This window comes from Butyrivibrio sp. VCD2006, from assembly GCF_000423925.1.
In the GTDB taxonomy this organism is placed as follows: Bacteria; Bacillota; Clostridia; order Lachnospirales; family Lachnospiraceae; genus Butyrivibrio.
On sequence record NZ_KE384107.1, the window covers coordinates 13552 to 29440 of the forward strand.

A 15889-nucleotide genomic window follows, 5' to 3' on the forward strand; every position below is an offset into this window, starting at 1 on the left:
GCTGCTTCTTCGGCAGGTGCTTCCTCTGCAGGTGCTGCCTCTTCTGCAGGCGCTGCCTCTTCTGCGGGCGCTACTTCTTCGGCAGGTGCCTCTTCGGCAGGTGCTGCTTCTTCGGCAGGTGCTGCTTCTTCGGCAGGTGCCTCTTCGGCAGGTGCTGTCTCTGCTTCGGCAGCTGCTGCGTCATCGACGCTCTCGTCCTGAGGCTGCCATATACTATCTTCAATTGATTGATTGGATTCTACTTGCTCGAACGCATCTTCTTCTGTAGAAGCTCGAACGCCGATACTGTTGTAATCAGACCCAAAGGTTGTCAACAGTACTACAAAAGCTAAAAATGCTGCAAGCTTTCTTGCGATGTTTTTTCGCATAGCACTTCTCCCCTCGATAAAAAAAATAGTTAATTATTGCAATATAAATTATTATATGAAATAAATTATCGAAAGTAACTACAGAATATGAAACAAATCATTCATAACTCGTACTTGACAATCATAATTATTCGTGATTTATACAAAAATTGTATAAAAAAAGAAGAAAAAAGAACCGCTTTGTGCGGTTCTTAAATCAATTAAATATTATTGTCTGATAATTCTTTTCTGGCTTTTTGAAAAAAACATTCAAAAGATGATTCTATTGCTTCCTATTCCATATATAGCCTATAGCAGCTCCTACAATACCACCAACAATATGCGCAGTGTTCGAGATGTTGTCGTTTAAAAACACCCCTTCAATGATCTGCTGCCCAATGAATATAACCGCAACAAGAATAAATGTCAGCGGGATTTCTCCATCCTTAAATCCTGTGAATGAAGTCATAATAATGAAAGCAAATACAATTCCGCTGGCACCGCATAGTGAAACGCTTGGGAAGAATAATGAATTCACGATACCTGTGATAAGGGCTGTTACAAGTATAACTATGAGAGTTTTTACCGAACCGAATTTTTCCTCAAGTGCAGGTCCAAGCAGAAGAATATATGACATATTGCCAATAAAATGTTCCCATCCACTGTGACCAAGCGCATATGTAAATAATCTGATATATGTAAGCGGTGACTTCAGGTCTGACCTATAGGTCGAAAAGAGCGCAGTTGTGCTGGCTCCTTTTGTGATTATTCCCAAAAGCAGCGCAATCAAGCTAAGCAGCGCGAAACAAAGTATAACAGGTGAATTGAAAGTAATCTTTAGTTTTTTCATTTGCATAGCCCCCTGAATTTGTCATCTATATAAATAATGATATCACATTTTAAGGTTGAAAAATCAGGTTTATGCTGATCCCCTGATTTTATGATGTCATAATCCATGCGCTACACCAACCATTGAATATAACTGAATTTTTCCGTAGAATAGATATTGCTTTGCATACAAAAAAATTATTATTTGCATGCTATAGAATTATTATAAGTGAGGTTTTTATATGAATATCAATCCTATGATCCTTATGGAATTACAGAAAAAATTCGGTACCTTCAAGCAGGAGCATCCCCGTGTGTTTCCATTTTTCAACGCCGTAAGGGATGATGCATTAACAGAAGGCACTATTTTCGATATGAAGATCACCACTCCTGAAGGTTCTTCCAAGCAGTGCAATATCAAGGTAACCCAGAACGATATTGAACTTTTCAGAACCATGATGGAGATGAGCAGACAATGAAAGCAGTAATTTTTGATATGGACGGTACTATTCTGAATAGTCTCGAAGACCTGAAGAATAGTATTAATCATGCACTTAAAGAAAACGGTCTGCCTGAGCGCAGCCTTGAAGAAGTCAGGCATTTTGTAGGAAAGGGAATGGTATATCTGGTTAATAAAGCTATTCCCGATGGAACTCCTTCTAATATAGAAGAATCAGTTCTTGAAAGTCACAAAACCTACTATCCTCTTCATTGTGCGGATAACACAAAACCTTATCCGGGAATCTGCCATTTACTTGCGGAGCTCAAGGAAGCCGGCATCAAAACTGCCGTTGTTTCCAATAAGGCTGACGAAAACGTAAAAAGACTTGTAGAGCAGTATTTTGACGGACTTTTCACAGTGTCTGTAGGCGCCCGTGATGGCGTTCCGAGAAAGCCCTCCCGTGAGCTTGTTGATATTGCTTTGGTTGAGCTTGGCATTGATAAACATGACGCCATCTATGTCGGCGATTCCGATATAGACGTGGCTACAGCCAAGAATTCAGAGCTTCCTATGATTACTGTATTGTGGGGCTTTAGGACAAGGGATGAGCTCGTGGCTGCTGGTGCCGATACCGAGCACTTTGCAGAGACAACTGAGGAACTCAAGAGCTTTATCTTTGGGATGTAACTTGCGGTTTTATATTCGGGATGTAACTTGCGGTTTTATAGCCTTCCCCCCAAGGGGAAGCCAACGTGATTTGCCAATTTTCGCAGAATCACCTTCACCTTCAAGGAGAATATATAGCATGAGTAAGCATGGAATGATAAAGGCAGTAGACACACACTTTGAATATGAGGATGGAACTATCTTCTATCCCTTCGGAACGACCATCTATGCCTTTGCGCATCAGACAGCTGAGCTGATTGAGCAAACATTTGAAAGCTTGAAAAACTCGCCCTTCAATAAGGTCAGGATGTGCGTTTTCCCAAAAGATTATACATATAATAAGAATGAGCCGGAATTTTATCCCTTCAAAAAGAAGGAAGACAGCTCTGACATCTGGGACGTAGACTCTCCATGCGACGATTTCTGGAATCACCTTGAAAGCATCATCGCTCGTCTTGATGACATGGAAATCCAGTGTGACCTTATCCTTTTCCACCCTTATGACAGGTGGGGATTCTCCAGGTTATCCAAGGAAGACGATCTTAAATACCTTCAGCTTTGCATAGACAAGCTCGGACATCTTGATAACATCTGGTGGAGTCTTGCAAATGAGTATGATCTTCTGCTTTCAGGAAAGAGCCTCGAGCACTGGTATGAGATTGAGGAGTACCTCGCATCCCACGATAACAGGCATCACCTCATCTCCAATCACAACTGCTTCATTCCCTGGGATACTTCAAGACCCAATATCACTCATGGTTCCTATCAGACCAAGAGATTTCCTGATGTTGCCGGTCTTGTGAGAAAATTCGGAAAACCAATTATGGTGGATGAATGCTGCTACGAAGGAAACATTCCTGATTTCTGGGGTTCAATATCAGGTGAAGAGATGACAGCAAGGTTCTGGCAGGTTATGGTAAGCGGCGCTTACTGTACTCACGGCGAGACCTTCCTTGATGATAACGACATTCTGTGGTGGTCCAAGGGAGGTCAGTTAAAGGGAACTTCTCCTGCACGCATCGCCTTTTTAAAGGAAATAGTAAAAGAACTCCCGGGACCCATAATGCCGCCAAAGGGAGGAATTCCCTATTTTTCGGAGCTCTCCGCAGACGAGAGAAAAGAGATGGAAAAAGATCCGGTATTTGTGAGCTTTATGAGCGCAATCGACAATATGACACCAGAGAATCGCCACATGCACTTCTACGCAGAACACTGCTATAGCGGCCACTGCAAGAATGACAGCGCCATCATTAACTACTATTATCTCAGATGCTGTGCAAAGGATACTCTTAACCTGCCTTCAGATAAAAAATATAACGTAGAAGTGATCGATACCTGGAATATGACAAGAGAGGTTATAGCTAAAAATGTATCAGGCAAGGTCACTATAGACCTTCCCGGCCACCCCTACATGGCCGTTATAGCAAAAGAAGTATAAAATATCTCTTTTACTTCTTACACCTCTTCCACATAGTTCACATAATCAAGTTCCTGCAATCTCTTGATAATGTCTCTGTGTGCGCGGCCTTTATTGCATTCAATATCGATAAGAAGAGCCACATCAGAATTCTGAAGCGTCTTCTCCTTGCTCTTGGTCATGCTGCTGACAGCCAGCTCTTCTTCAGCCAGGAACTTATTAAGCTTTGTAACACTTCCTTTATTGACCTCGATATAGATGCTAAGGTACTTGCTGTACTCTTCTACGATATTGCTGACATTCATGAGTACTACATTTGCAATAAGTACAAGCACGAAGCAGGTTATACCGACAATTATATAGCCTGCGCCAATCGCCATTCCCATACAGGCGGTTACCCACAGAGAAGCTGCAGTTGTAAGACCTTTAATCTGCTTTTTTCCGGTGATGAGAATCGTTCCGGCACCGAGAAATCCGATACCACTAACAACACCGGCCGGAATACGGCTCACATCCGCGTTTAACCCCGGAAGCATGGCAAGATAAACATTAAGAGCAGTCGCAACTGCGGACCCAAGACTTACAAGCGCAAAGGTCTTGATCCCGGCAGTATGTCCTTTCACAAAACGTTCCCATCCTATAAGGCTGCCACAAAGCGTCGCAACAACAAGCCTTAATACCACAGCCACTTCAGAATTACTCTTTAAAAACTCAAGTATTTCCATTCAGTGCCCTCCGCTTCCTACTAACATGTACTTCTCATTATCATTTTCAGGTGACAATTTCAAAATACAGCGCACTGTAATATCCTCTTATCTATATTATATATCGTTATTATCCCGGATAAATAAAATATATTATTGCCCTTCTGTTAAAACTATTTTTCATAAACACAATTTTCCACTTGTCAAGACTTGTAAAAGGGCTCTCAAAATCATTAAAATGAATTTTGGTGTGAAAAACAGGAGGAGTTTACCATGACTATTGATGCATACACAAATCCAGACTTTACCTTACCTAAAAAGTTTATCTTTTTTCTGGCTGCGCTTGCCGGAATAATCATCTGTGATTTTCTCATTCTCGGAGGCACAGAGATCGTTACGACCTGCCGCAACCGCGAAGAGCGCAAGCGTCTTATATCAGAGCGTTTTCACAATTCAGTTCAGCTTTTATATGAAATGATCATATCAGCTACATCTGTAATGTCCTTTGCATGCGCCTACGTTGTTTTGAATCACGTATATTCACTGATTCAGGGCACACATCAGAGCGGCATACTGGGGCAATTCATGTATGTCTGGGAAAACTGGAAGGATTTCGTACTCCTTCTTCTTATCTGTCTTTCCTGTGTATTAAACACGATTCTTGATAAGCTGATCATTCCTTTAAAACGGCTGTCCCGCGATGACATCGCATCCATCAGAATGCTCGGCATGTTTTATGTCATCCTTATCCTGATGTTTCTTAATGTAATCGGTGATGAGAGCGAATACAGCCCTGTAATGATGTATTATCTCGGTCTTATGATAGGACGCTTTGTTTATTTCGACGCATCCTTTAAGGATTTTCTACTGGCAATGAAGAACATTTTCATAAAGCTTCCCCTCTTGATGCTGGGACTTACTCTCTCAGGACTACTTTGCTTCTTCGGATTCGAAGCAGGCTTCCTTCTTGAGAGGAACTACTATATTGTAGGAGCTTTTTACACACATATATTTCTTCTCATTGCGGTATTTATTTTCCATCATAGTCACATTTTAAACCTGATAATAAAAATTGATAAAAACTCTGAAAAATCCGACCTAACTGATTCTCAGTAGCATTTAATGTGATAAAATATTAAATGGAGAACTAAGTTCCTTTTACAAAAAGTAACCTTATGAGAGGGCACCATGATAAACGGCAAGAAAATTATAGCCTTATGTACATACAGAATATACGACACTCAGGTCTTTGCTTTTATCGAAGCACTCAATGAGCTTTTAAAGAAATCAGACTGTCGTCTTTTCATATATGCAATGAATGCCGAGATTGGTAACATCGGCAATTCTCACATTGCTGAGGCATCAGTATTCGACCTTATTCCCTATGACAAAATTGACGCAATTGTTATCATGGATGAAAAGATCAAATGCAGAGAGCTTGTTCTTAGCATAATTGACAGAGCAAATAAGAACAACGTTCCATCTATCGTTATTGATGGTGATTATGAAAATGTTTCCCTTGTAAAATTCAACTACGCCAAGGGCTTTGAAGCCATTGTCAGACACGTCATTGAAGATCATAAGGTTAAGCGCCCTCATTTCATGGCAGGAAAGAGAAAAAGCGAATTTTCAAACGAACGTCTTGAAATCTTCAAGAAGGTCATAGAGGAAAATGGCTTTACTTTCGATGACAGCATGCTAAGTTACGGCGATTTCTGGTCAATCCCCAGCAGAACTGCTGCCAGAAAGCTTCTTGAGAGAGATGAGCTTCCCGATGCTATTATATGTGCCAATGATATTATGGCTATTAACGTCTGCGATGTCTTTAGTTCTGCAGGAGTGAATGCTCCTGATGATGTTATCGTATCCGGTTTTGATGGCATCGATGAGGCATTTTTATCAACACCCGGAATCACAACGGCTATATGCGACAGCTCAGAGCTTGCTGATACAGTAATGAATGTTGTCTCAGCTGTACTTCAGGGCGAGAAAAACTTAGTCAAATGGATAGTTCCATCCTTCATCCCGAATGAATCCTGTGGTTGTCCTCGCAAGCAGATAAATTGGGTATCAGCTGTTCACGGCTTCAACAACAGATTTTATCATCATCAGGATGATATATATATCATGCAGGACCTCACCTCCAACATCATGGCAAGTGACAAAATCAGTGATTGCCTTTGGCATCTTTCCAATTCAGTCACCAATTCGATCACCAAGAATATGTGCCTCGTTATGGAGGATGCCTGCTTCAACATTGAGCATAACTACTTCCTTGAGGATATGGAAAAGACCTCAAGGAGCGTCCTATATAACGGTTACAACGAAGATAATGTGATTTATCCGTACAAGGAGGAAGAGATACTCCCCCACCTTGACACGGTTATGGCAACAGGATATCCCATCATTTTCAATACCCTTGAGTACATGAGTAAAACTATCGGTTTTGTCTGCTATACCTTTAACAGGTACGATCTCATCGACTATTCAAGGACCCCGAGCCTTACTAACTGTCTCGGAATGGGATTTGGCGGTTATGTAACCATACGCTATCAGAAATACCTTCGTGATAAGATTCAGAAGATGTATCAAAATGATGCTCTGACAGGTCTCTACAACAGACTGGCGTTCCTTGCAAAGCTTGAGGAGCTTAAGGATGCGCCTCAGAACACAGGCCAGAAGCTTACGATCATCATGACTGACCTAAATGGACTAAAGCTTATAAATGATACACTGGGGCACGCTGCGGGCGATCGCGCAATAGCTACAGTAGCCAAGGTACTTAAGGCTGTCTGCCCTGCCGGTTCGCTGTGCGTAAGGTTTGGCGGTGATGAGATGCTTGCTCTGGTTCCCGGCGATTGCAACAGCCAGGATATCATAGCTTCAATGGAAGCTCAGCTTAAGAAAAAGAGCAAAGAGCTCGGCTATACCGTGTCTGCCAGCTACGGCGCTTATTCTACTGTATTTAACGAAGTTCTTGACCTTGATAAGATCATCGCTCTCGCCGACGAAGAGATGTATAAGATGAAAAAACAAATGCAAAATAATTCTCCCGAGCAGTAATACTGCCGGGAGATTTTTTTATCATAGGAAAATCCTTTCCTATGCCTTATTTATTTTACTTTTATCGTAATGGTTGCTGTCACTCCATTGTAGGATTTCACAGTGATCGTGGTAACACCTCTCTTCTTTGCCTTAATAAGGCCTGTCTTACTTACAGAAGCTATCTTTTTGTTTTTGCTTTTATATGTATATTTACTGCAACGCGATCCGCTGTTTACCTTAGGTTTCAACTGGTATGTTGACCCTTTCTTGAGGCTCTTGTTCTTAGCAATTTTCACCTTGGTAGGAGCCTTCTTGATATTCGCTGTAAGAGTTATGTTTACAACTCCGCTTCCTCTGTCCCAGGATGCAGTAACTGTGGCCTTACCCTTTTTAACACCTTTGATTTTTCCGGCTTTTGTTACCTTTGCAACGGATTTCTTACTGGATGCGTATGTACCCTGAACCTTGCTACTAAGATCATTTGTAAAAAGCGAAAACTCATCAGTTCTGGTGCTAAGGCTCTCGCCGGCGCCCATAATATAATCCCAGGGAATCTCGCATGTACCGTTACAGCTTGCCGTATCATCAACATAGATTCCATAAGGACAGTCATGTGTCAGTATGTTTCCGGACATATCGTAAACAATTCCGCCGTGCCTTACTGCAATGCTGGCGTCCTTCTCTCCGCTGAAAGTATTGGAGTTTAAGTTTGATGCCTCACCGCCACCCTGAATAAGTATTCCGTAGCTGTTGTTGTTAAGGGTGTTACCCGTTATTACGGCACCTTTTGTATATAAAGTGTAAACATCGGCAAACACATCGTCCGCCCTGTAGTTATTCCAGTCATTGTAACCATGAATGGTATTGTTACTTACTGTGAAACCGCTGGTTGTATAAAGTCCTCTGGGATAATCATCAGTCTCGTTATCGCTGTAATACCCGGAAAGCAGAATACCGGTCCTGATACTGCTGTCTCTGTCAGCTCCTCCAAGCGTTATTGTATTACCTGAAAATTCCGTATTTGAAACGTAGGATAAGCTATTAACATTCACCGTCTCGTCTTCCGTAGGATAGCCTGTGTACCAGGTGTATGTTGTAGTATCAATTCCTCTTCCGACATTAGTCAATACATTACCTGTTACCTTTGAATCCTTCCACATGGTACACATTACCGCTGTGTTGATGATGTTGGTAAATGTACAGTCATGAACATTTACATTGCTGTAATAGAAGGGACCAACAAGCGCTCCATGGCTTCCAAAGCCCCTGTACAGGTTTGAGAAAGTACATCCGGAAACCTCAACATCAGAACATGGATAATCATCATATACAGGGTCCTGATCGTAGGTAAATGAGCCTTCCTTCATAACATCAATCTGAAAAGCCTCAAGCTCATTGCTTCCATGCATTGTATCCTTAAATGTACAACCTGTCACTTTAACGCTTTTGCAGGCTGCAAGCTCCAACATATGGGGAGAAGCACCGCCCTGCAGTGTCACATTCTGAAGTTCAAGTCCTGTGAGATGTGCAAGCTTAATTAGTGAAGAGGTTGCAGAAACTCCTGCTCCGTCCCAGCAGCCGCCTATAAGCTTGATATTTTTGTAATCGTCATATTTTCCCTGAGCTTCAGCATCATTAAGCTTCGGAGCAACCAACATACGACCGTCTTTCTGGTTAATAATGGTCACATTGTCCATCTGAATAGTAGTATTGGAGCCGATATGAAGCGGGTTGGTATCTGCTTTTTTATAATAAGTTCCTGCAGGAATGATTATCCTGTAAAACTTCGTCTGATCAGTTTTAGTAACAGCCCAGGCTGTCTTTAACGCATCTTCCAGCACATTACGAAAATCTGCCGTAAGCTCACTCGTCATTCCCGTAAGGTTTATTACTGTCTCATTTCCCGAAACTGTTGTCCTGTCATCAAATGAATATCTTAAAGCATTGACAACAGCAAACTCAGAAAATGAATCTGTATCGAAGTCCAGGGTAATGTCCTGATAATATCCCTCAGGCTCTGAGCTCTCAAGAATTTTTGTCTGAAAATCGGCGCCATCCTTAAGCTGCTGCGTCTCAGGATCAATCATATCCTCTGAGACATATTTCTCAACTTCAGCTTCCCTTGGCATCTCAAGGTCTGAATCTTCCCTTGTAGCCTCGCTTGATAGCTCTTTTGGCTCCTCATCATGGATGTGAATAAGCTTAAGCTCTGTATCGCCTTCAAGCTCGCTCTGCTTTATTATCGCTTCATCTGAGAGCTTAAGAGAGATATGTACACTTCCCTCTTGGGGCTGAATCTCTGTACCCGCTTCGTCAAATAGTCTGATGTCAAATACATCTGCAGAAACAACAAGCTTATCAGTTGTCTCCTTAATTCTGTCGATCGCATCACTGTCATTATCAAGGAGCTCGATCTTTGCTGTTGTACCATCCGGAACTACATTCTCTTTTGCCGTCAGAGTGAAATGATAGCCCTCTGCATCCGCTTCGTAATGAAATGCTTCGCTTTTTAAAGGCTCCTTTTTTTCATCTTCAGCAGAAGTCTTTTCTTTATCTAAAGCTTCTTCTGACTCTTTAGCTTCTGAATTATCAGCATCCGCGCCATTACTCTCTGCGTCCTTAACTTCTGTATCCTCAGACACCTTGTTGTCAGTTTCCGAACCATTAGCCTCTGAATTATCAGCCTCTGTCTTATCTGTAGCTGCACTATCGGATGCAGAATTCGTATCCCTTGCGCTCTCGGCTTCAGAATTCTCAACGTCTGAGCTCTGATCTGTTGTCTCACTTGTTGCCGAGCCCTCCGCTGCCTGTTCACTGTCCTCTGAACTACCAGTCACCAAACCTTCATCCTCTGAACCAGCATTTTGAGCTGCACCATCAGAAGCCTGTCCTTCATTATCTACGCTTTCTGAAGTATTATTTCCAGTCGCTGTATCATCTGTAGCCTGCTCTTCATTATCTGAAGAAGCGTTATCAGAAGCATTTTCTTCTGAGTTTTCTACGAATTCACTATCAATCGACACATCATTAGTACTAGCCGCATTTACATGACTTCCGGAGAAACAGGTCGAAAAAGAGACCACGCCCACCAGAATCGCTGCAACAATCCGGTTATTAAATTTCATCTCATACCCTCCAAATAAAAAAATGCATGTTCTCATTTTACAAAAATTTAATGAGTATTAAAAGATTAAATAAAATTTCAGACTTTGTTAATTTCAATTATGATAACCCTTCGGTAAAATAATAATATTGATACTTCTCTACAATTTTGTGTTTTTCTATGAGAGGGGGTAATACTAAATGATAAAAAGATTGTCTATTACTTTATCACTTATGCTGGCTTGTATGATGATTCTGGGAACCACAAGCTTTGTATCCAAGGCTGAAGGTACATCCTATACCGTATCAAGCGGAGAAGAATTGAGGACGCTTTCCCATGAAATCGTTACAGGCATCAAAACGCCCGGAACAATCACGTTATCTCAGGATATCACCATAACTGCTCCTATATGGCTTTCAAGTGATACGACCCTTGATCTTGGCGGTCATACTCTGTCCGGAAATACCGGTAAATCCATGCTCTTTACAGATGCAGACTATGGCAATAATGTAGGTGGTTTTGAGAAGTACTCCAACATAACAATTATGAATGGCACCATAAAAAAAATCGACTCTACATCAACCGGCATGGTAATTTTTGGTCATGCCAATAACCTTAATGTCACAAACGTTACCTTCACCGGCGCTCAGAGCAACCATATGCTTGAGTTTGGTGCATGCAAAAAGGTAAACGTAACAGGCTGCACCTTTAAGGATGGCATTTATAAGGATGATAAGGATCTTGGTACCTATGAGGCTCTCAGCTTCGATATAGCAGGTGATCACTTCTCAGTAGCTCCCATTGACTATACGCCCTGCGAAGATGTCACCATCTCAGGCTGCACCTTCAATAATGTTCGCCGTGCACTTGGCGCTCACAGAATAGAGGGCAACAACCTTTTTAAGAACATGACTGTAAAGGGCTGTACCTTCACAAATATCACAGGTACTGCAATTGAGACCGTAGCATGGCAGGATGCTCTTATAGATGGCAATACTCTTAACGGAGTTGCATTTGGTGTAGACTGCAGAGTATCTGATCAGCAAATCTCAGGCAGCCCCTCTGCATACGATACAAGAATTACCATTTCTAACAATAAGATCAACCTGAACAATTCCAGCGGCAAAAATCCATGCGGTATCCGTATATCCGGTATTGGCAATACCAAGCTTAGCGGTTATACCGTTACAAACAATGAGATTAAGGGACCTCATGCCTACGCAATACATGCGGAAAATGTAAGGAACAGTACTGTTTCCGGCACGACATCTTCCGGTGCTGCAACTAACGGAATAAGAGTTGAAAAATGTGATGGCGTTACCGTATCCGGCAATAAGATAGATAAATCCAAGAGCCACGGCATTGCTGTCATCAGTAGTGAAAATGACATAATTAAAGAAAATACAGTAACAAATACCAAGGCTCATGGAATCTTCATTCAGGAGTCCAAGGGTACTGTAATTAGCCGCAACACCATCAAGAAAGTAAAGAAACAGGGCATCAGTGTCTACAAGAAGTCCGAAGTCGCTGAGATTTCCGAAAACACTATTGTTAAGCCGAAATCAAACGGCATCGATGTTCAGGACAAGAAGAGTAAGGTTTTGGTAACCTTCGGTAATAAGATTACAAAACCCGGCCAGAAGCCTTATGGTGGCTATGGTAAATACTTTGCAGCTGACAGCGCTCTCTTAACACTGAAAAAAGGTAAAACTGTATCAGTTAATACCTTTGGACAGAAGGGCAAAACGAAATGCAGTTCCGAGAATAGTTCCGTAGCAACCGTTGACAAATCAGGCAAGGTTAGTGCAAAAGGAAAAGGAACAACTGTATTGACCTTAAAGAGAGGAAAATTCTCTGCAAAGATAAAGGTTACCGTCAAATAAACCTCTTCTGAACAAGTATAAGGAATTTTAAGGATCATCTCTCTACATATGATTAAAAAAAACACCCCCGACCAGAAATCAATCATTGATTCTGTCCGGGGGTGCTGCATTATTCATCAATCTTTGTTCCGTGAAGTCTGGCATTTATATAACGAATCGGCCAGGTGACCTTCATTCCCACCTTATATGCAAATGAGTTTTTCATTCTTTCATATTTCTTCATAAGCCTCTGATACTTATCCTTATGGGTCAGGATAGTGTTGTCATAGGCTCCGATTTTGTATTGAAGATAATCAAAAAGATACACTTCATAGCTCTCATCTCTGATAGTACTATATTTTTCTTCCTTATCAGACTCATAAATATAGCCGGGCTCAAGATCATCAACTCCAAGCTTCTGCAAAGCCTTGTCTTTCATGTAATCAAATACAGCCTTGAAATTATCGATATTATTAAACTCGCACTGTTTTCTTAGACTGTAGAGATAACCCGTAAGAGCCTTATTCACGAATCCGCGCTTAACCTCTTCATAGATGCCCTTCTCTACCAGATAATCCTTGGCCTTTTCATAAGCATCAAATACATATAGAGGTGAAACATCAGTAGTTCTGGTGGTACTGGTTGCCTCATTTATTCTGTAATGAATGAGCTTTTCATTTACAATCGTAATACTCTTTGCAGCATACAGGGACACCAGTGAAAAATACGCATCATTTATCTTGGGCTGACTCTGGCACCTGATGTTATTCTCCATCAGGAAATCTCTTCTGTAGAGCTTATTCCAAAGCGGAAGTGCCGTCACAAGAATGAAATGATCAGGGTCGCTCTCATAATTGAACGGAACCTTCTCAGGGATCCACTCTTCATTGAGCTTTCTCGTGGTCTCCATTATTCTCTTGGTTGCGCCATCGAAATTATTGCCGTTGCACAGACAGATGTCGGCTTTGTCCATCTCAGCCTGCTTATACATCTTTTCAATGGCATCAAGCTCAAAGAAATCATCAGTATCCCAGAAGATTACATATTTACCCTTAGCAGCTTCAAGGCCTCTGTTTCTGGCATCACCTGCATTGGAGTGCTTCTGCTCGATAAGGCTGATCCTTTTATCCTTTTCCATATATTTTCGGATCTTACTTACCGTATCGTCTGTGGATTCATCATCCACAATAATGATCTCAATATTCTTAAAGGTCTGCTTTATTACAGATTTAAGGCACTCATCAATAAACTCGGAGACATTGTATGAAGGCATTACAATCGATACCTCAGGATCTGAACCGGCCTTCACATACTTTTGAATATCATTACCGAAGAAGTCCATGATAACTCGTTTTGTCGCATTACCATCACAGGATGCCATGAACTTGTTTCTGAACTCTCTGACAACGTTCCTGTCAAATCTCTCATCAATGTGCTTGATGTAATCTATCATCTCATCATTAGTAGAGAACACGGGACCCGGTGTCAGTTCATCGTAGTCATAGTAGAAGCCTCTCCAGTCAAAGTACTCATCAAGGTCAAATGCAAAGAATACCATAGGTCTTTCGAAGATTGAGTATTCAAATATAAGTGATGAGTAGTCAGATATGCAGATATCCGAGACGCAGAGCAGATCTTCGATTGAGAGTGAATCTGTTACATCAAAGGCAAAATCAGCATACTCTGCAGGAATCTGAGGCCTTTCGTGAGTAATCGGATGATGCTTGAACAGAAGGACATATTCCTCGTGGAAGTTTTCATAAAACTTTCCTATATCAAGCTCAGATGGTGAAAATGCCCACTTTGTTCTTCCTCTGAAGGTAGGCGCATACAGCAGGATCTTCTTATCCTTACTTGCAGGAACTTCTTTTGCTACATTCTCTTTTGCCTGTGCTATGAATTTTTCATCATAGAATACGTCTGTACGACTGAGTCCTAAGGGCTTAATGCACTCGGGCTTGTCTTCCTTGCCCATAGCCTCTACGTATGCCCAAACGATCTCAGGACTGCTTACGGTAACAAGATCGTAATCGGGATGTCCGGGATATCTGTCAGCAGTTTTTCCGGAGTCACCGAAAATCTTATCTCTTGTGCTTCTTCCAAACTTCTTGAAGGCACCGCAGCCATGCCATGTATTCATTATGTGCTGGCCTTCGCGCTTCTTTATTCCACCGGCTATATCAGAGCCTTCATTGAGGATGATATACTTGGAAGTCGCCGCATCCTTAAGAAAAGCGAATATCCTCCCGTATTTGTCCTTTCCTCTGGCGAATCCCTGCCTTATATAATGAACCTTGACGTTAAGGTCATATTTCTCAGTAAGCTCTTTATGAAGAAGCTGAAAATTATTGGAAAGATTCGGGAGTCTCAGCTCCATGAATGTGACCTTGTTTTCCTCAATTGGTGCTCTGGAACACATCCAAAAATAAATCTGGAAGATGATCTTTCTCGTTACAAACCTGAAAATGCTTCCATAAAGCTTTTTAAAAAATCTCATTTCATATTTTCCTTAAGATATTTTTTATTTAATACATCCGGACAATTCTTCTGCAGAATATTGATCGCAGCGTAGATCGCAGATGACTTCTCTCCCTCTTCAAGGATCGCTTCAAGTCTTGCTGCTTCCTTGTTGCTCTCCGCCTCAAGTCTTGCCTGCTCCTTTATATGATGCTCTGCTGCCATTTTTTTAATATCTTCTTCATTTTGAGGCAGCATCTTGCTCTCAAGGAATTCCTCATAGGCATCAAGATAGAGGTCTTTTTCATCGGTAAACGCTATCTGGTTACCGTGATCAAGCCACAATATTTTATTGCAAAGCTCTCTGACCTGGCTCACTGAATGAGACACAAGAATTCCCGTAACATCAGACTCAAGTATCTCCATCATCTTGTCCTTACTCTTTTTTCTGAAAGCGCCGTCACCGACACTCAAAACCTCGTCCAGAATGATGATCTCCGGCTGACACTGGCTCGCAATAGCAAAGGCAAGTCTACTCTTCATTCCGCTTGAGAGCTGTTTGAAGGTATAATCTTCAAATTTCTCGAGCTCAGCAAACTTTATAATATCCTCGTATCGATCATCAATATAATCCCTGGTGTAACCAAGCATTGCACCTCTAAGGTAGGTATTCTCTTTAATGGTCATCTCGGGATCAAATCCGCTGGCAAGCTCAAGGAAAGCAGCAATTCTTCCCTTAGTCTTTACTTTTCCCTGTGCAGGCTTCATGATTCCTGTAATAGCCTTAAGGATTGTACTTTTACCGGCACCGTTTGTTCCTATAATTCCAAGCATATCGCCCTTTTCAAGTGAAAAGGTTACATCCTTGTCGGCATAAAATTCCTTAACCGTAAAATTACCCTTAAGTCTTCTTACAACATATTCCTTAAGACCTATTGATTTAAAATCACCGGTCTTATATATAACACTGACGTTTTTACATTCTATAACTGACATATCCTACTCTCTCCAAATAACA

At 41.5% G+C, this 15889-nt stretch carries 12 protein-coding genes; 6 read left to right on the top strand and 6 right to left on the bottom strand.

Annotated elements, in window-relative coordinates:
• Nucleotides 1-368, bottom strand: a 368-nt coding sequence (locus G586_RS26710; RefSeq protein ID WP_196811648.1) for a hypothetical protein, incomplete at its 3' end; no start/stop codon positions are given.
• A gap of 262 nt (nucleotides 369-630) precedes the next feature.
• Nucleotides 631-1197 (bottom strand): rhomboid family protein, encoded by a 567-nt coding sequence (locus tag G586_RS0118725; RefSeq protein ID WP_026528935.1) that lies wholly within the window; start codon nucleotides 1195-1197, stop codon nucleotides 631-633.
• A gap of 220 nt (nucleotides 1198-1417) precedes the next feature.
• On the opposite strand from G586_RS0118725, the gene G586_RS0118730 reads away from it, so the two are divergent.
• The 3 genes from G586_RS0118730 (at nucleotide 1418) to G586_RS23890 (ending at nucleotide 3721) form a co-directional block, all read left to right on the top strand.
• Nucleotides 1418-1654 (top strand): hypothetical protein, encoded by a 237-nt coding sequence (locus tag G586_RS0118730; RefSeq protein ID WP_026528936.1) that lies wholly within the window; start codon nucleotides 1418-1420, stop codon nucleotides 1652-1654.
• Entirely contained in the window at nucleotides 1651-2304 is a 654-nt protein-coding gene (locus tag G586_RS0118735; protein ID WP_026528937.1) for an HAD family hydrolase, read from the top strand. Before G586_RS0118730 ends, G586_RS0118735 begins: the two co-directional genes overlap by 4 nt.
• Before the next feature lie 118 nt (nucleotides 2305-2422).
• Complete coding sequence (locus tag G586_RS23890; protein WP_051204924.1) at nucleotides 2423-3721, top strand: DUF5605 domain-containing protein; 1299 nt, start codon at nucleotides 2423-2425, stop codon at nucleotides 3719-3721.
• 17 nt (nucleotides 3722-3738) lie between these two features.
• On the opposite strand, the gene G586_RS0118745 is transcribed toward G586_RS23890, so the two are convergent.
• Nucleotides 3739-4425, bottom strand: a complete 687-nt coding sequence (locus G586_RS0118745; RefSeq protein ID WP_026528938.1) for an MgtC/SapB family protein — start codon at nucleotides 4423-4425, stop codon at nucleotides 3739-3741.
• 252 nt (nucleotides 4426-4677) lie between these two features.
• On the opposite strand from G586_RS0118745, the gene G586_RS0118750 reads away from it, so the two are divergent.
• Both G586_RS0118750 and G586_RS0118755 read left to right on the top strand, forming a co-directional pair.
• Nucleotides 4678-5520 (top strand): hypothetical protein, encoded by an 843-nt coding sequence (locus G586_RS0118750; RefSeq protein WP_026528939.1) that lies wholly within the window; start codon nucleotides 4678-4680, stop codon nucleotides 5518-5520.
• A gap of 72 nt (nucleotides 5521-5592) precedes the next feature.
• A complete protein-coding gene (locus tag G586_RS0118755) occupies nucleotides 5593-7467 on the top strand; it encodes a diguanylate cyclase (protein ID WP_026528940.1) in 1875 nt (624 codons plus the stop codon).
• Nucleotides 7468-7517: 50 nt separating this feature from the next.
• Here the strand turns inward: G586_RS0118755 and G586_RS0118760 are convergent, their stop codons facing one another.
• Nucleotides 7518-10574, bottom strand: a complete 3057-nt coding sequence (locus G586_RS0118760; RefSeq protein ID WP_026528941.1) for an Ig-like domain-containing protein — start codon at nucleotides 10572-10574, stop codon at nucleotides 7518-7520.
• Nucleotides 10575-10752: 178 nt separating this feature from the next.
• Between G586_RS0118760 and G586_RS0118765 the strand changes: the two genes are divergently transcribed.
• Entirely contained in the window at nucleotides 10753-12435 is a 1683-nt protein-coding gene (locus G586_RS0118765; RefSeq protein WP_026528942.1) for a right-handed parallel beta-helix repeat-containing protein, read from the top strand.
• 109 nt (nucleotides 12436-12544) lie between these two features.
• Here G586_RS0118765 and G586_RS25320 read toward each other — a convergent pair whose 3' ends face one another.
• Nucleotides 12545-14911 carry a CDP-glycerol glycerophosphotransferase family protein gene (locus G586_RS25320; RefSeq protein ID WP_051204925.1) on the bottom strand — a complete coding sequence of 789 codons (2367 nt, stop codon included), beginning with the start codon at nucleotides 14909-14911 and terminating at the stop codon, nucleotides 12545-12547.
• Nucleotides 14908-15867: an ABC transporter ATP-binding protein gene (locus tag G586_RS23900; protein ID WP_081674470.1), complete on the bottom strand. Its 960-nt coding sequence runs from the start codon at nucleotides 15865-15867 to the stop codon at nucleotides 14908-14910. The genes G586_RS25320 and G586_RS23900 overlap by 4 nt, the downstream gene beginning before the upstream one ends.
• Between the last annotated feature and the right edge of the window lie 22 nt (nucleotides 15868-15889).